The organism is Synechococcus sp. UW140 (assembly GCF_900474295.1).
GTDB lineage: Bacteria > Cyanobacteriota > Cyanobacteriia > PCC-6307 > Cyanobiaceae > Synechococcus_C.
The window spans coordinates 1-18,245 of the sequence record NZ_UCOB01000007.1 but is presented as its reverse complement, the minus strand read 5'-3'; the positions used below and the strand labels follow the sequence as shown (position 1 = coordinate 18,245).

Below are 18,245 nucleotides of genomic sequence, written 5' to 3'. Positions count from 1 at the left end.
CCGGCCTTGATCCCGCCATGACCGCCGCTTGCAGCTCTTCTTCTGAACCGGTGCTGGTGCTCGGCGGTGGCCTCATGGGCCTGGCGATCGCCCATCAGCTAGCGCGCAAAGGGATTGCGGTCACCGTGCTCAGCCGACGACGCAGTGAAGCCGCAGGGTTTGTTGCTGCAGGCATGCTCGCCCCCCATGCCGAAGGTCTCAGCGGCCCTCTGCTGCAACTGGGGCAAGTCAGCCTGGGACGGGTGCCCAGCTGGGTGGCCCAGATCGAGGCTGACAGTGGCCTGCCTTGCGGTCTGCGCTCGACGGGCATCGTCGTGCCGTTCCGCAGCGACAAGGAACGAGACCTTTACCCCACAGCCGCTTTTGGCGAACCACTGGATCGCAAACAGCTGGAACAGGAACTGCCTGGGCTGGCCCCTGAGTGGTCCGCTGGGCTTCTCTTCTCCCAAGACGGACAAATCGACAACCGACGCCAGCTGATGCGAGCTCTGGAGAGCGCCTGTGTCGACCGAGGTGTGCAGTTCCAAGAAGGAGTGGAGGTGCAGGAGCTACTGCAAGAGCACGGCCAACTGAAAGGTGTCCGCACGAGGGACTCGGAAGGAACCTTGTCCACCCTCTCTTGCAGCCAAGCCATGCTTTGTAGCGGCGCCTGGAGTGCCCAACTGCTACCGGAACTTCAGGTGTTTCCGGTGAAGGGGCAGATGTTGTCGTTGCAGACTCCTCGCGGTGCTCTGCGGCGCGTGATCTTCGGTCCGGGGACCTATTTCGTGCCGCGAGAAGATGGCCTGGTGGTGGTGGGAGCCACATCGGAACGGAATGCAGGCTTCAACGAAGGACTCACACCCCAGGGCCAAACCACCCTCCAACAGGGCATTGCCGCGTTGCTGCCAGAGGCCATCAACTGGCCGCCGATGGAACGCTGGTGGGGCTTTCGTCCCTGCACACCCGACGAAGGCCCCTTACTGGGTCAGAGTCCGATCGCTGGACTGTGGCTGGCCTGCGGCCACCACCGCAATGGTGTGCTGATGGCAGGAGCAACCGCGGAGCTGATCGCTGATCTGGCCAGTGGTAGTGCACCCCGCAAGGATCTCGCGGCTCTGTTGCCCAGTTTCCGCTGGGATCGCTGGCTCTCTGACCCCTAAGAAGCATTGCTGGAGTTTTCTTTCCACCGCTAGGGCTGCATCAATGCCAGCCCAAAGCCATCCTGAAAAGAACCTGGCACTGAACCGTCCAAGGCAGCCATCACTCCAAGCCATGTCGCCCTTCAGCGTCTTAGAACGCAGCAGTCCGGAACTTCTGAACTGGCTGAAGTCCACAGGAGTGACGCGCACAATCACAGCTTCCACGCAACTGATTCAGGAAGGAGAGCAGCCGCAAAGGCTCTTATTGCTCCTGGAGGGAAGCCTCAGAGCGACCATCACGGGTCCCCAACAGAGGCAGGAGCAACTGGCAACTCTGCCCCCTGGAAGCTTGGTCGGCGAGATGCGCTGGCTAGAGCAGCGCTCTTGAAATGTCCGTCACAGACCTAGAGACACTGCAAAGGCACGACCTGCGCTTGGCGTCGGAGCTGATCGAGATCGATCGCCTCACATCCTTGCCATGGTTTACCGGGTCGAAATCGAAAACAAATTCACTCCCGCCGCTTCAAACCGACACCGTGTGGACCCAGGTGCGAAACCAGCCGCCTCCGCCAGCCGCACCATGTCGCCTTCATCCCGATGGATGAGTCGCCAATCGAGCAGATGATCCATTAATCCGCGCGTGGGATTGCTGGTGTGGAAATTGCCCAGGATCGAGCGCCCTCCTGGGGCCAGGCAGCCACGCATCCAGGTCTGCAAACGCGTGACAATTCGATCATCGAAGTAATCAATCAAGCCGATGGAATAGATCAGGTGCTGGGGTTCCAGCTCCAGCTGCTGACGGCCAATACAGAGATACAGCAGGTTGCGGCGTTCCAAGCGCACCACCGACTCCAGCCCCTCACGCCTCAGCCGCTCATGGACGTACTCCAGGGCCTGCTGATCCACATCCACCAGGGTGAAACGCACTTGGGCAGCCAAATCAGGATCTTGCAAGAGGATGTCGAACACCTCAGCTGCCGGTCCACAGGCCAGGCTTGTCACCCGTAGGGGCCTCTGATCGGTGAGAGTCAGAGCGCGCTGCAACTCCTCACGCAACAACCCGCGCCGGTTGCGCACAGCCCGCGCTGCAGGCTGATTGAGAAAGCATCGGTCCAGCAGGGTGCCCAGTTCCCCTGCTCCACCCGGCTCATCGGCATACATCCAGGCAATCGTGAGGAAATCCCCCGCATACCCCCTCGGCTTGCGGTACATCCGTTCTGCAGAGCGAGTCAGCAGCAGATAGGGCAGCAGTTCAAGGCGCAACGCCTGAAGAGCAGGACTATCAGGAGCCGGAGACTCTCCCGAGACTGGCGGGAACAGGCTGCCGGTCAGGCGCACCAAGGTGTCGAAGGCCGTCATCAAATCCCTTCTCATCAATGGATCGGGACTACTGCGGCGTAGATCCACCTCCACCGCGGCTGCACTTTGCTTGAAGCGCTGCACGGCCGCCACCAAAGGTTCAGACATCAACGAGGCAGCCCCGTGGCCCGCCACCCCATCGCGCATTTGAGAGTGGGTCTGAAGCAACAAACGCTGGGCATTGATGGCCGCCAGAGCTCGAAAGAGCCTCTGCCCCTGGGCAGAATCTTTCTCCATCAAGGTGTCGAGACCCTGGCAGGACAAGCGCAGAGCATCGACAGGCTCCAGGGCAATCACACTGGCCCGCGCCACACCGCCGAGCAGATAGGAGATGTCACCGAGCACGCTGCCTGGGCCCAATAGCGGCCCCTGGAAATCCACCAGATCGGCCCATTGGGCCTGCACCACACCGGACGAAATCAGCAGCAAGCCATCAACTGCCTCGCCTTCCTGTACCAGGCATTCTCCGGGAGCAAAGGTACAGGGCTGGACATCCACAAATGCCTGATCTACCGCTCCGTCGAGGGCCTGCAACAACAGCAGCGATTCAGCATTCAAAACAAAACCCCCGGGACTGCGTCCCGAGGGTATGCAGGGCAGAACGAACTGTCAGGCGATCAGCCTTCGACGCGCCAGCCCTGATCGGAGGGAGTCCATTCGTTCAACTCAGAAGGCTGGAACCAGAGGCCGATTTCGAACTGAGCGGTTTCGGCAGCATCAGAACCATGGATCACGTTGCGACCAATGTTCACGGCTAGATCACCACGAATGGTGCCGGGTTCAGCCTCTAGGGGCTTGGTAGCACCGATCAGCTTGCGGGCGCTGGCGATCACACCGTCGCCTTCCCACACCATGGCCACCACAGGGCCGGACGTGATGAAGTCGACCAGACCGGCAAAGAAAGGCCGCTCCTTGTGAACGCCGTAGTGCTGCTCAGCCAGTGCCCGGCTGGGAGTGATCTGCTTCAGGCCCACCAGCTTGAAACCCTTGCGCTCAAAGCGGCCAAGGATCTCGCCCACCAGCCCGCGCTGGACACCATCGGGCTTGATGGCGATGAACGTGCGTTCGGTGGCCATGAAGAAACCAGTCAGACAGAACCGCCCATGTTCCGTTCTGAAGCTGCCCCTTGGCAAGCAACTGCTGCACCGACGCATTTCTGCCTGACGGAATCACCCTCCTTAGATTTGCCTCAATATCCCCAGTGCTTTCCAATCGCATGGTGCTCGCCGACCCCAACCCACCGGGCAGTGAGTCGAGCTCCAACGTCGAGCCAATGACCACAGCCTGGACCGTGCAGGACAGTGCGGAGCTCTATGGCCTGGAGCGCTGGGGAGATCCCTACTTTTCGATCAATCTGCGCGGCCATGTGAGTGTGCAGCCTCGAGGCGAACGGGGCGGCAGCCTCGACTTGATCGAGTTGGTACAGGGTCTGCAAGGACGCAACCTAAACCTGCCGTTGCTGATTCGTTTCGACGACATCCTGGAAGACCGAATTGAAAGCCTGCATGCCGCTTTCGAACGGGCGATCACCCGTTACGGCTACTGCGGCCGTTATCAAGGTGTATTCCCAGTGAAATGCAACCAGCAACGCCACGTGGTGGAAGAGCTGGTGAGCTGTGGCAAACGCTGGCACTTCGGCCTTGAGGCCGGCAGCAAGGCAGAGCTGCTGATTGCTCTCTCCCTGATCGACGATCCAGAAGCCCTGCTGATCTGCAATGGCTACAAGGATCAGCGATATATCGAAACGGCCATCCTGGCCAGGCGCCTTGGCAGGCGACCGGTGGTGGTGATCGAGCAGGCCGATGAGGTGCAACGGATCATCGATGCCAGCCGAGAGCTTGGGGCCGCACCCCTGATCGGCATCCGCGCCCGGCTCTCCAGCCGCAGCACGGGTCGCTGGGGCAGCTCCGTGGGAGAAAAGGCGAAGTTTGGGCTGCCCGTGCCAGAGATCCTTTCCACCGTGGAAGCACTACGGGAGGCAGGCCTGCTGAATGAACTGCGTCTGCTGCACTTCCACGTGGGCAGTCAGATCAACGATATTGCCGTCGTCAAAGATGCCCTGCAGGAGGCGTCGCGTATCTATGTGGAGCTGCACAAGCTCGGGGCACCGATGGGCTACCTCGACGTAGGCGGAGGCCTGGGCATCGACTACGACGGCAGCCGCACAGCCACTGCGGCCTCAACCAATTACTCACTCCAGAACTACGCGAACGATGTGGTGGCCACGGTGCAAGAGGGTTGCGAGCCCCATGGAGTGGTCGTACCGACCCTGGTAAGCGAAAGCGGCCGAGCAATCGCCAGTCATTTTTCAGTGCTCGTCTTCAACGTGCTCGGCACCGGTGGACTGCCTCAGGAGACCCCTGCTGAGAGGGAGGAGGAACCACTCATCGTGCGCAATCTGCGCGACACACTCGATGGCATCAACGGCCTCGCCAACGACGGCAGCGCTGATGTCTCGCGCCTCCAGGAAGCCTGGAATGACGCACGCAAATTCAAGGATGATGCCCTTGCCGCCTTCCGGCTCGGCTACCTCAGCCTCACTGACCGCAGCCTCGCCGAACAACTCACCTGGGCCTGTGCCAGGGCTCTTCTGGACCGGTTGCCATCGATCAACACCCTGCCGGAGGAATTGCAGTCGCTGCCGGCTGTACTCGCCCAGACCTACTACGCCAATCTGTCCATCTTCCGCTCCGCCCCAGACACCTGGGCGATCCAGCAGCTCTTCCCCCTGATGCCACTCCACCGGCTCGGGGAAAAGCCCACTGAACTCGGCCATTTCGCCGATCTCACCTGCGACTCGGACGGTCGCCTCAACCGCTTTATCGGCGATGGCCGCAGCAAACCACTGCTGGAACTCCACCCTCTGCAACCGGAGCAGCCGTACCTGATTGGAATGTTTCTGGCAGGGGCCTATCAGGAAGTGATGGGAAACCTGCACAACCTCTTCGGCACCACCGATGCCGTACACATCCGCCTAGCCCCCGGCGGGAACTACCAAGTCGACCACGTCGTGCGCGGCGACACGAATGCGGAGGTGCTCACGGCTATGGAACACAACCCGGAATCGTTACTAGAGCGCCTACGCGTCGCCAGTGAGCAGTCGATCCGCTCCAACCAGCTCAAGATTGCCGAGGCACGACGCCTGATGGATCACCTCGAAAGCAGCCTGCGCCAGAGCACCTACCTGCAGAGCTGATCCGCCATGACCCTGGTTCTCAGCCTCCTCGCCATTCTTGCGCTGCTTGGCCTGCATCGGATTTGCAAACTCCAACAGCTCTCGCCTCCTCCGTTGCGAATGCCGTTGATTGCGGCCGTCGCCATCCCGTTGCTGACGTTGTTAGGAGGGATCGTGAGCTATGGCGGCCTACCCGTGCTGGTGGGATCACTGGCCACGGCCATCACCCTGCTGTGGGCTTTCAGCATCATTCGCCTCCTGAGCTGGGCGATCCTGCAACTGCCCGCAGAACTGGGCTGGTGGAAACCGACAGCAAAGATCCTGCGTGATCTGATCACCCTGGCAATCATCACCACGGTCACCCTGGTGGTGATTCACCGCGATTTCCGGGTCAATCTGGTGGGTCTGGCCGCCACATCCGCAGTCGTCACCGCCGTGCTGGGCCTAGCAGCCCAGGAAACCCTCAAGAATCTGTTCGCAGGTATTTCCCTTCAAGTCGACTCGCCATTCGAGGAGGGCGACTGGATCGATTTGGGATTCACCCGAGGGGTCGTCACCTCCCTACGGCTGATGACCACGCGGATCCGGGTGCTCGACGGCTCCGTCACAGTGGTTCCGAACAGCCGCATCATGATGGAGGGGCTGCGCCGTTTTAAACCAGACGAGCCAGTGGGACAGATGATCGATCTGGGGCTCGACTACGGCCTACCACCACGGCAGGCCATCCAATTGCTGCATCGCACCCTGCAACACAACCGCAAGGTGCTGCGTCATCCCACCCCCAAAGTATGGGTCTCAGCCTTCGCGGATAGCTCTATCACCTATCGGTTGCTCACCTGGCAAAGCTCAGCCCTTGAACTGCAACCCCTCAAAAGCGACCTGCTCGAACAGATCTGGTACGCACTCCACCGCATCGATCAGTCGATTCCCTATCCGATCCGCGACATCCGCACGCAACCGAGCCCAGCACGTCTACCTTCACTCGACGTCAACCTCATTGAGAAACAGCGACTGCTGGCCTCCACGGAAATCTTCGGCCATTTGAGTCAAAACCAACTGATCACCCTGGCGGAAAGCGCCACATGCCAAAGCTTCGCGCCTGGGGAAACGGTTGTGCGCCAAAGAGAACGTGGTGACAGCCTTTACATCGTGGTCAGCGGCACTTTGGAGGTGTTCCAAGCCACCGGGAGCAACCCGTCCAGTGGCCTGCCTGGACAACGGATCGCCAGTCTGGAAGCGGCAGACATTTTTGGAGAGATGGCACTGTGCACAGGTGAAGCCCGTGCCGCCAGCGTGGTGTGCAAAGACGAATGTGTGCTGATTGAAATTGAACGCAAGCACCTGCTGCCTCTGTTGGAGGAACAGCCGGAAATTCTCGAAACGATGGGCACGATCATCGCGAGCCGGCGTGAGCAACTCAAAGCCATCAGCGAAAACCGAGCCGAAAGCAGGCGACTTGCCCTGATCTCGCGCATGCAACGCCTCTTCAGGCTCTCCGGTCAGGATCTGTGGCCGAAATGAACTGGCTGCGACCCTTACGCCGGGGATTTCCCTACCTGTTGGCCTCAACCCTGCTATTGGCACTGCACCAGTCACCCGTAGTGGAAACAGCCAACCTGCTGGTCTATGACCTCGCCCTAAGCCTGCGCCATCGAAGCAGCGCCAGCGGCGCCGAAGACCTGCCATGGCCAATCACCCTTGTTGGAATCAGCGAAACCGATCTCAGCAGCTATGACTGGCCGCTCGATGACAACCTCCTCTGCACCGTGGTGCAACGGCTTGATGCGCTCGGAGCAGCTGCCATCGGCCTCGACCTCTATCGCGACCAGGCCAAGCCCTGCCTCCAGGCAGAGATCAAGCGCAATCCTCGACTGATCTCGATCCGCAATGAGGTGGATGGCATCGCCGCCATCCCGGGAACACCCCCGCAACAACAGGCGTTCAATGACCTTGTCATGGATGCCGATCGCGTGGTTCGACGCGATCTCATGCATGTTGGCGGGCAGGACGAGGCGCTCCACTCCCTTCCCCTCCGCTTACTCGAAACAGCGCAGAACAACCGACAGCTCGATCAACAACTCGAGCAATTCGCTGATCAGACCTGGCTAGGGGAACAGTCCGGTGGCTATCAGGGCCTTGATGCCGCGGGTTACCAAACCATGCTGCCGATCTATCCTCCCGGCCGTTATCCCAGCCTGGAACTACGGGATGTGCTGGAGAACGTCGTGGCAGAGGAGATGATCCGCGGCAGGGTTGTGTTGATTGGCACCGTGGCCCGTTCCCTACGCGATCTATTCGAAATTCCCCACAGCCGCTTCGACCACAGCTCGCAGTTCTTTGAGGTACCCGGTGTGGAGCTGCATGGCCAGCGGCTCGAAGCACTGCAGCGGCTGCTGCAGCGCCAAGCACCGCAGATCAGCGCCGCCTCCGGCTGGCAAAGGCTGCTTGTGCTGCTAGCCATGATGCTGCTGGGAGTGCTAATTGCCGAGCGACCGCAACGGATCCGCCGCAGCGTCCTACTGCTGTCAGTCGCGGCGGCCCTGCTCTCAGGAAGCGTGTTCGTGTTGTCGTTGGAAGGCATCTGGATCGGAGTGACCATGCCCCTCACGGGCTTGGTGCTGATGGGCGGTAGCGGCATCCTGCGACGTGGCGTGCAGAGTCAGCGCCATCAGCAGGACATGCGACGCCTGCTTGGTCAGACCAGTTCACCTGCAGTGGCACAACAACTTTGGGATCACCGAGAAGATCTGATCAAAGACGGACGCTTTGCGGGACGTGAGCAATACGTCACCGTTCTCTTCACCGATACCTGCAACTTCACTGGTGTGAGCGAACAGCTCACACCATCCGCTCTGATGCATTGGCTCAATCGCGGGATCAGCATCAGCGTTAATGCGGTGACCAGCAGAAACGGCATGGTGAATAAATTCACCGGCGACGGCATGTTGGCCGTCTTTGGGGCACCGATTTCCAACGGTCAGGCGATGGACGCTGCCCAAGCAGTCGCCGCAGCGATCGACATCCAGCAGAGGATCACCGCCCTCAACACAACACTGAAACAAGAAGGTTGCCCAGCTCTGCGCATGCGGATTGGCATCCATTCAGGGCCCGTGCTGACCGGCTCACTGGGCAGCAGTGAGCGACTGGAATATGCCGTGATCGGCGACACGGTGAACTGCGCCTCACGCCTGGAAAGCGTTCAGAAGGAACGGCACGAAGGCGTTGTGCGGGTGCTGCTCTCGGCCGAAACGCAGACGCTCATCCATGATCTGCCGAATCAGACCAAAGCCGAGTCCTGGGGAGCCATCAGCGTCAAGGGTCGGCAAGAACCGCTCGAAGTGATTGAACTCAGAAGCACTGCACCGTGATGGTTTGGGGCCAGGAGGCATCGATCACCCCATCGCCAAGATTGAGTGCTGCCTGCAACCGCGACAACGCTGTCGTCCCTCCACAGGCTGACTTGAGTGCAGTGAGCTGTTGGCGAATGCTCTGATCCTCCACGCCCCCCTCTGGAACCAACAAGCTCAGGGCCGGCGGGGCCGACGCAGTAATGAAACCAAATTCATCATCACCACTCTCAGCACCACAGCGATAAGAGGATTCCCACAACAAAGGCTTCGAGGCAGCAGGGATGGTGATCAACACCAGGCGGTTGACAGCAGCAGGCAGTTCCCGTTGCAGCATCGGAGGCTCCGCTGGATCCACGCTTCCATCTGCACTTGCGGAACGCAAGGTCACCTCCAGAGGCTGTGGATCCGGAGAAGGACCCTCCAGTAAGGCAATCAACGACGAGTCACCAGGAGCAAACACACTGGATGCAGGCACCATATGTACAAGCGGCCGGGCGGCACACTCACCCCGAGTTCCTCCACCGATGCGTCGCCCAGGGAAGGCGTTACGTGAAGCCGCATGCAGCTGTGGCATGGAAGCAGCAACCATCACAACACTCATCAGTGATGTGGCCAGCAGGGTGAAAGGAAGGGGGCGTGCCATCGAACGCCGTGCTTTTGCACGGAGGGGATGAATGCATTCAGCTTGATGCCTTGCAACACCAAAGCGATTGAGACCAGTCACAGATTGGTGTGATTTCGATCACAGCAATCTGGCCGCAGACCAGCCGGAAACCAAGTGTCACCACGGTGAACCAATTAATTCAATCCCAGCCCAAAAGAAGGGATTGCTCACCCCGGAAGCAATACGACGACGCTGAGACGTACTGAGATCATTCAGGAGAGATGCACCTCCAGCACCGATCACCTCATCACCAACGAGCCGGACCACACCCGACGAGAACAATTGGCGCGTGCGCTGCAACGCTTCAGCCTTCGCCACCCCCTGATCAAGCAGCCGATAGAACTGCACGAAGAATGCCGAAGTCACCACATCATCGACATACCAAAGAGTCCCGATGGCACTCCGTGCTCCAGCCTGCAAAGCCAGTCCTGCGAAACCAAGCTCACTGTCCTTGTCGCCCAGGAGGGTGCGGCAAGCGCTGAGCACCACCAAATCGAGGGGCTGATCGCTTCGCTCTTTGCGTAGGCGCGCGAACTGAGCCATCGACATCGGACCCGTTCCAGTGTGGAGCACGGACCGCTCTGGACCACCCGAGCGGAAATCGGCATGGGTGGCCACATGAACGCGGGCATAGCGCTGATCGGCGGCCCCATCCAGCAGAGCCTTGGGCGAGAAGTCGCTATTCAAATAACGATCGGCACCGGTTGAGGCGTCGATACGTTCCAGCTCCTGGGGCACCAACGGCAACGGCGCAAGACCATCAAACTGCGAAGCTCCAAGAGCGAGCTGGCCTTGCGGACCATCGCCTGCCGGGGAGAGGGGGGTGAGCGCCAGTGACGGCGTCAACGCAAAGGCATAGCGATCACCGAAATAGCCGGAGCCATCGTTGAGAGCAGCGAACGGCACCGCTTGGAGGCCTTGATCGGCAGCGATGAGCAGCGTCTGAATCCCCTGGGCCTGAAGAGCCTCATCAAGAGGTGCGACCAGCAGGGAATGCAGCTGGCGGGTCGGCGATGCGGGGTTATCCACGGCCATCGGCTCCTGCCGTGACAGTTGGCGGTAAAGAGCCTTGAGCAAGCCAGCGAAGCGTTTGCGATCGACCTCCACCCGACGTGCTTCAACCGGTGCTTTCGCACTGATCAAAGTGAGATCAAGAAACCCAGCGTCCGCCCCCTGCTGCTGCTCCGGCGCTGTTGTAAATCGCACCTGCAATATGGCTGGGCTGGCAGCCAAGCGCTGACTCTCCACTTGCTGCAGCACCGTCTGCAGTTCATTCACAGTCGGTGTAGGGGGAAGCAGGGCCTGTTCCGCCTGCTCGAGCCCAAGCAGTGCAGCAGTCCGACTCGTGGCCGCCTGATCAGTCGTCAGTAGCTGATCCGCAGCCTGGTCTGATGTCACGGTCTGCACGGCCCCTCTCGCAGATGGGGCCGCAGTCGCTGCAACACTGCTGTCGGAACTATCGCTGGTGCCACCTAGATCCACGACAAGGCTTGCGTCGCTGCCCTGTGGCTGGCCGAGAGACGAACCAGCCACGCCTGCCTCGCCGGACTGTGGATCAGATGCTTGACTCCCGGTTTGCTGAGAAGGTGGCAGCACCGGTAGATCAGCCACAGCTTCGATCAGCACAGCCTGAAGCGTGGGCTCATGTGCTGTCTCTGTTCCGGACGTCGTGTCGTCGTTGTCGTCGTTGTCGTTGTCGTTGTCGTCGTTGTCGGTATCAGTCGCCTGACAGCGGTTGGATGCACCCGTGCCACTACAAGTGGCCTTCACAGGCGAAGCGGACAGCACATCCAACCTGCCGGCCTTGACCAACGTGTCTCCCTCGTAATCGATCTCTGCTGTGGCGGGAAAACGCAGGGTGCCTTCACCCTCTTTACTGAAATCGCCGCTGCCAGTAATTTCTGCATCCCAAATCAAGGTGTAGTCATCACCAACGCTGATCCCTCCACCACCAGAACCAAGTTCCAGAGTTGCGGACTGGATTGTCTCATCAGCATCCCTACGCAAGATTGATCCATTATCGAGAAAAATCGACGAGTTACCTGATCCCTCAATCACTTCCGATTCACTCTCCTGATCCATCCAAAGAGTGCCTCCTCCCGTGGAGGACACTTTTTCAGCCCAGATCGCATCGCGGAAACGCAGAACACCGCTACCTGTTTGACGAAGATCGCCATAAGTCTTTGAACTTTGACCATCTTTCAGATTGATCGGATCCCGCGCATCCAGACTGCCATCACCAATGATGAGTAAATCTGAGTTGTATGCGCTATTCGCTACATCTACTGCCAATGCATTACCACTGGAGGGATTTAGAGTAAGACCGTCTTGGCGCAGATCAATCGTTGAACTGCCAATCAGCTTAACTTTATTGGCCAGAGTATTATCACCCGACCAGTTCACTAACGTGCCTCCAGCAAGAGTAATTGGCTCATCAACGCTGATATCGCCGCTGATCTCCAAAGAGGCCCCAGAATCAACCCGTGTCGCCATACTCGAATCGCCAAGGGCATTAGCACCAATAATGCGCAAGGATCCAGCCTTCACTTCAGCATCACCAGTCCAACCTGAATTGTTCCCAGACAGGATCAGTCGCCCGGCCCCAGTTTTAACAAGGTTGCCAGCACCCACAAAAGTCGACGCTAGCGAAGGGGACGTAAAACCAGAGGTGCCAATCGTTGTATCACCTGTTTCAATCTCGAGCGCTCCCCCGAGCCTGAGCGTGACTGATTTAGCACCCTGCACATATCCAGACGCCGCCTTAAGCGACAGACCTCCACTGCCAGTTGTGATATTTGAATTCAGTTGAATATAACCAGCCGCATCCAAAGTCAGCTTGGAATCATAACCAGAATAATCAATGCCATAACCAGATTGCCAAACAATATTACCGCCCTCTGCCTCAGCACTATTAGGTGCAAGTATAAGATTATTTTCATTATTTGCACTGCCAGATCCCGTTAAAATGCGAACATTACCCTGCCCCAAATACTGCTCAATAGAGGCAGCGCTGACGGTCGAAGAACCTTGAGATGATTCAAACAAACGACCACCATCTTCATAATCGGGATAGATATCAGCACTACTCGATGCACCGATCGTGATGTTGTAAGGGTCAAGCAACCACTCGCCGGCAAGACCGTTCATCGACGACACATCAACCTTCTCGGGATTAGCCAACAAGAACGGACCTGAGGTTTCAATCCGTCCGCCATCACCGCCCAAGGGCCCTCCACTGGCCAGCAGTGAGCCTTCCACCACCGTGCCACCGTCGAGGTTGTTGAGATCACTCCAGATCACGACCGTGCCGCCGGCTCCATCTCCTCTCGATGAGGCATCCACCAGAGCACCCTTCTGAATCCACGTCTGCGTGGCCTGGCGCACCGAGGCATCACTGTTTTGCCAACTGCCACCCACTTGAATCAGTCCGCCCTTCTCAGCACCCGTCGCCAGCAGCTCCGATCCATCGCCCACACGGATCAGCTCACCCGTGAGCGTGAGCGTGCCGCCATCACCAGACGCATTGCTCACCGACAGCCGGCTTCCTTCCACATCGATACGGCCCCCGGGCGCATCCACCAACAGCGCCTCATCCACATCAATCGAGATCCCATCCATGCGGATCCAGGGACGTTTCTCCCCCAAGGCTCCAGGGAGCAATCCCAACGCTCCAGGCAGGGGATCACCACCCAACACAGCCACGCCGGTTGCCGGCGTGCTGAACACATCGAACACCCCTCCGCCAAAACGCAATTGCGAAGCTGTGCTCAAGGTCAACTGCGGTATCTGCTGAAACGAAGCCCCTGGCATCAACTGAATGCCACCGGGAGAGAGCACAAACAGATGGGCTGGCGATGTCAGCGACACGCTCTTGTCGATAAAGCTCCCATCCGCTGCCGTCACCCCCAGCACCAGATTGCGCACGCCATCACTCTCGATCGACACCCCTTGGATCGCTCCGCGGGTGTCGAACTCACTCAACCGATGAAAGCGGTTGCCGCCGCCAGCACTGCCCCCATCAATCCGGCAAACACCACTGCTACATCGCCCACCCAGCGCTCCATTGATGCGGGTGCCTAGCCCCCCCGATCGCGACGACGCCACATCGGCAGCCGCCGGCGTGATGCCAGACAAAGCGATCAACAGCGGCAACAGCGCAAGTCGTCTCATTCGATGGCGCCTCTCTCTTGCAAACCAGCTGTTGCATTGCTACTTGGGAACGCTAGGTCAATTTTTCTCAGTCAACTTTAAAGTTTGCGCCAGTGATAACTGCCGGATCAATGCTGCGTCTGCTGGCGCAACTGGTGGTCCGTCCCCACTCGCCACTCGCCAGTCACCGCAGGCCGACGAATCCGGTAGCAAACGACTATCCACACCAGCGCTCAGCGGAGAGAGGCAGTGGTGATGAAGCAAAGCAGGCTGGCCTTTGGGCCCAGCACCAAGGAATGGGAAGCAGAAACGGTGCCAACCGATTGCAGTGAGAGCGAATCAACAAGCCAATAGAGGTTCCAGCTCAGAGCAACAGCTATTGCGAGAGAATGTCCCTGGGTCGACCAACCAAGCTCTGACACGCGAGAGGTTCTGCCATTTTTGGCTAAATTTTCAACTCAGCAAGGCCAACAGAATTTCAATAAAATTGGGGTATTAAAGGCCCACAACCAAGCAGAAATCTTGAAGGACTACTCAAGCTTCAGCTTCGAATCCTCAGGATCACCTTGAGCAGGGCTGGCCTGCAAGTCGGGAGAGAGTCGAATCGAATCAGAAATCGATGCCTCGATCGAGTTGACCTGTGGCGCGTCAACAAAAAAGATCGGAGAACCTATCATTTTACTGGGCACGTCAAGAACTACATCAACAAACTCTTCGTATGCATCCAGAAGAACGATCAGAAGACTGGAAGACGATGAGGGCTCTAAGGCAGTCACTTTTGACGTCGATCTCGATTTGGATTTCGATGTCGTAGAGGTTGTTGCTGTTGCGACGTCTGTTGGAGTTGTTGGAGTTGTTGTTGACTTAGAGCAGATATTCGAACTCGCTCCGGTACCGCAGGTTGCCGTTGTCGGACCTTTACCCGTAACGGTTAACGTTCCCGCATCCACAAATGTTGATCCAGTGAAATCATTATCACCAGACTGAACAAGCGTTCCTGTACCAACTTTTCTGAAGTTTCCAGTACCAGAAATGACCCCACCGAAAGAGGTTGATGCATTATTTGCACCTGCAGATAATGTATTATCTCCTAATTCAATAGCGCCTTCGCCTGCAATAGAGCCCACCGTATCACTCTTGGCCAACTGATATGTTGCGCCACTAACAATCGTAAGCGCCGACGCATCACTCAAACTCCCACTAACAGACAAAGTACCCGCCTCAACGAAACTCGCGCCTGAATAAGTATTATCACCAGCAAGAGTTAAAGTTCCCGTTCCGAATTTTGTGAGCCCTCCAGTGCCAGAAATCGTACCACTAAAGGTTGTTGATGAGTCATTAGCACCGACTCCCAAGGTATAAGCCCCTAATTCAATTGATCCGGCCCCAGCGATCGCACCAACAACATCATCAATGCCCATCTTGAGCGTCCCGCCAGAACCGACTGTCACAGTAGTAGTTTCATCGAGACTGCCAGTGATTTTTAAGCTACCTGCATTCACATTCGTTGCGCCTGTATAGGTATTCGTTCCGCTCAAATTCAGTGTTCCCAAACCTGTTTTCGTGAAGGCACCGGAGCCACTCGCGACAGAGCTGAAATTGATCGTTAACCCAGAATCAACCTCAAATGTTCCACCTCCACTGGCGAGACTCGCCGAGGGAACTGAGGCAGCCTGAGAAAAGCGGAGTGTTCCTCCATCGATATTCAATTCACTTGAGGAACCAAGTGCTGAAGCATTGGAGAGTTGTAGCTTGCCAGCATTGAGATGGGTTGCCCCCGAATAAGTATTCGCTTCCGTCAACTTCAAGCGACCAGAGCCAATCTTGGTCAATGAACCACTACCGAGACTGAGAGCAGCAACAGAAGAATCCGTCGCCACCTGAAAGGACACATTATTAGCGTTGGATGTGAATGTATCCGAGAAATTCAGCCCTGCAGAACCAGAGTGAAAAAACGCATCGCTCTTCACAGCAATGGGTGAATTGGACACAATCCCATTCACATTTGAATCACCGACGGTGACACTTGAAAAGGAACTGGCCAGATTGTCGAGTCCTTCCAATGTTAAATCAGAGCTCGACTCCACCCCAATCGTTCTTCCTGAGCTGTAGGGGTGAATTTCCACGGTTCCCGCCCCCGACACATCGGATCCGAAGGAAATCTTTTTATCTGCCTGAAAACTTGTGGCGACCGATGTGGACCCAACAATCGGACTCACACCTTGAACAGCCGTCTCCGTTGTTCTGCTTGCTAACTGTATATTATTGGCACTAATGTTAATCGCAGAATTCGCCGTGTTGCGCTTACTCACCAACATGATTGGGCCAGCATTAGAGAGAAATTGATAGTTCTGACTGCCCGAATCAGATCCGCCAAGATCTATTCCAGGGGTATCCCCGGTGGTTTTCGACGATGATCCTTCTAATGTAATACCACCGCCACTATTGGCCGTACTTTGCAATAAAACAGTCCCGACATTTATTGCATCGTATCCATCACCCAACCAAACGCCTCGATCGCTCACCGACGTACCAATAATCTGGATCGCGGGGGATGATGTACTAGAACTCGTAATCGCAACATCGGGGAGATAGTCGATATTGCCAAATCTCAGCCCCACTCCACCGTCGGTTGCTACTTGATCACCTTCAATCTGAATTGAGCCTGAACCCGAATCAATTACAACAGCCCGCTGCGAGCCAAAACCATCGGCCTGGGTGTGGGCCACACCCGAACGACCACGCATGATCACATCACCGCCACCGGAACTGATTGTGATCCGTGCACCAGTTTGATTACGCACGCTGCCCAAACTGACACCTGATTGCAGCGGGTCTCCAGCAAAGGTCGATCCTGCTGTCCGGACAACATCACCGACATACGCATATCCGTCTGGAACACCATCAGAGTTCGTATCAAGCCCTCCTGCCAAAACAATCTTGCCACCCGCCGAAGTCAACGAGGAGCCTGGATTCAAACGAATGAAGTGCTGGCCCGATCCAGACTCTTTATTGCCAGTATTCGACCAAAGCACAATATCGCCACCATTCGTTTCAATCGCCTTACCGTCATCAAGGATAATTTGACCCGCAGCCTTGGCCACCACATTCAGAGCATCAGCATCGCCGGTCGATTCAATCGATCCCGAAAGATAAACATCATTGTCCGCCAAAAATGTCAAGGTCACTGGAGAGCCTGATGTCTTTTCGATCGGATGATTCAAACTAATATTTCCAACCCCACTCCCTGTCGAACCACCTGCAGGGTCGTTGACTGCAGTACTAATCGTTACATTCGTACCCCCATTAAGGCTTGACTCAATCGTTCCTGCTTCAGGTGAGTCGATGACATAATTAAAAGGATCTTGCAGCCACAAACCAGCTTCTCCATCCAAAGCAGACGCATCAATCTTCAAGTCCGGAGCGAGCGACAATGTCGCCCCCGATGTCTCAATCCGTCCACCATCACCACCTTGGGGTCCTGCTTTAGCAAGGAACGTACCAGCCACATCCGTGATCGAATCAGGGGCAGAAATATCACTCCAAACCACAATCTCACCACCATCGCCATGCACCGTTGCTGATGCATCGATCACGGCACCAGCATCCACACGCGTGGTAGTCGCCTGGCGCACCGAGGCATCACTGTTTTGCCAACTGCCACCCACTTGAATCAGGCCGCCGTCTTCAGATCCTTTGGCCAGTAATTGCGATGTTCCATCAATCACTAGATCGTCTGCCATGAGCGTGAGCGTGCCGCCATCACCAGACGCATTGCTCACCGACAGCCGGCTTCCTTCCACATCGATACGGCCCCCGGGCGCATCCACCAACAGCGCCTCATCCACATCAATCGAGATCCCATCCATGCGGATCCAGGGACGTTTCTCCCCCAAGGCTCCAGGGAGCAATCCCAACGCTCCAGGCAGGGGATCACCACCCAACACAGCCACGCCGGTTGCCGGCGTGCTGAACACATCGAACACCCCTCCGCCAAAACGCAATTGCGAAGCTGTGCTCAAGGTCAACTGCGGTATCTGCTGAAACGAAGCCCCTGGCATCAACTGAATGCCACCGGGAGAGAGCACAAACAGATGGGCTGGCGATGTCAGCGACACGCTCTTGTCGATAAAGCTCCCATCCGCTGCCGTCACCCCCAGCACCAGATTGCGCACGCCATCACTCTCGATCGACACCCCTTGGATCGCTCCGCGGGTGTCGAACTCACTCAACCGATGAAAGCGGTTGCCGCCGCCAGCACTGCCCCCATCAATCCGGCAAACACCACTGCTACATCGCCCACCCAGCGCTCCATTGATGCGGGTGCCTAGCCCCCCCGATCGCGACGACGCCACATCGGCAGCCGCCGGCGTGATGCCAGACAAAGCGATCAACAGCGGCAACAGCGCAAGTCGTCTCATTCGATG

At 57.5% G+C, this 18,245-nt stretch carries 11 protein-coding genes; 6 read left to right on the top strand and 5 right to left on the bottom strand.

Annotated features, from left to right (window positions below):
- Nucleotides 1–17: 17 nt before the first annotated feature.
- Both thiO and DXY10_RS02885 read left to right on the top strand, forming a co-directional pair.
- A complete protein-coding gene (gene thiO, locus DXY10_RS02890; protein ID WP_115016050.1) occupies nt 18–1,142 on the top strand; it encodes a glycine oxidase ThiO in 1,125 nt (374 codons plus the stop codon).
- 112 nt (nt 1,143–1,254) lie between these two features.
- A complete protein-coding gene (locus DXY10_RS02885) occupies nt 1,255–1,509 on the top strand; it encodes a cyclic nucleotide-binding domain-containing protein (RefSeq protein ID WP_206749688.1) in 255 nt (84 codons plus the stop codon).
- A gap of 95 nt (nt 1,510–1,604) precedes the next feature.
- On the opposite strand, the gene DXY10_RS02880 is transcribed toward DXY10_RS02885, so the two are convergent.
- Both DXY10_RS02880 and ndk read right to left on the bottom strand, forming a co-directional pair.
- Complete coding sequence (locus DXY10_RS02880) at nt 1,605–3,038, bottom strand: cyclic nucleotide-binding domain-containing protein (protein WP_115016046.1); 1,434 nt, start codon at nt 3,036–3,038, stop codon at nt 1,605–1,607.
- Nucleotides 3,039–3,097: 59 nt separating this feature from the next.
- Entirely contained in the window at nt 3,098–3,556 is a 459-nt protein-coding gene (ndk, locus tag DXY10_RS02875; protein ID WP_115016045.1) for a nucleoside-diphosphate kinase, read from the bottom strand.
- 197 nt (nt 3,557–3,753) lie between these two features.
- Between ndk and speA the strand changes: the two genes are divergently transcribed.
- Genes speA through DXY10_RS02860 form a run of 3 tightly spaced genes read left to right on the top strand, consistent with a single transcriptional unit; the run spans nt 3,754 to nt 9,023 of the window.
- Nucleotides 3,754–5,676: a biosynthetic arginine decarboxylase gene (gene speA / locus DXY10_RS02870; RefSeq protein ID WP_115016139.1), complete on the top strand. Its 1,923-nt coding sequence runs from the start codon at nt 3,754–3,756 to the stop codon at nt 5,674–5,676.
- Nucleotides 5,677–5,682: 6 nt separating this feature from the next.
- Entirely contained in the window at nt 5,683–7,176 is a 1,494-nt protein-coding gene (locus tag DXY10_RS02865) for a mechanosensitive ion channel family protein (protein ID WP_115016043.1), read from the top strand.
- Nucleotides 7,173–9,023, top strand: coding sequence for a CHASE2 domain-containing protein (locus tag DXY10_RS02860; RefSeq protein ID WP_115016041.1), 1,851 nt, complete (start codon nt 7,173–7,175; stop codon nt 9,021–9,023). Before DXY10_RS02865 ends, DXY10_RS02860 begins: the two co-directional genes overlap by 4 nt.
- On the opposite strand, the gene DXY10_RS02855 is transcribed toward DXY10_RS02860, so the two are convergent.
- Together DXY10_RS02855 and DXY10_RS02850 are read right to left on the bottom strand one after the other, a co-directional pair.
- Nucleotides 9,004–9,648, bottom strand: a complete 645-nt coding sequence (locus tag DXY10_RS02855; protein ID WP_136989024.1) for a hypothetical protein — start codon at nt 9,646–9,648, stop codon at nt 9,004–9,006. The genes DXY10_RS02860 and DXY10_RS02855 overlap by 20 nt on opposite strands.
- A gap of 138 nt (nt 9,649–9,786) precedes the next feature.
- Entirely contained in the window at nt 9,787–13,839 is a 4,053-nt protein-coding gene (locus DXY10_RS02850; RefSeq protein ID WP_115016038.1) for a CHAT domain-containing protein, read from the bottom strand.
- Between the two features lie 110 nt (nt 13,840–13,949).
- On the opposite strand from DXY10_RS02850, the gene DXY10_RS14440 reads away from it, so the two are divergent.
- The gene (locus DXY10_RS14440; protein ID WP_170955675.1) at nt 13,950–14,150 is read left to right on the top strand and encodes a hypothetical protein; all 201 of its coding nucleotides are present in this window, start codon (nt 13,950–13,952) and stop codon (nt 14,148–14,150) included.
- A 198-nt stretch (nt 14,151–14,348) separates the two neighbouring features.
- On the opposite strand, the gene DXY10_RS02840 is transcribed toward DXY10_RS14440, so the two are convergent.
- Entirely contained in the window at nt 14,349–18,050 is a 3,702-nt protein-coding gene (locus tag DXY10_RS02840; protein WP_179949418.1) for an autotransporter-associated beta strand repeat-containing protein, read from the bottom strand.
- Between the last annotated feature and the right edge of the window lie 195 nt (nt 18,051–18,245).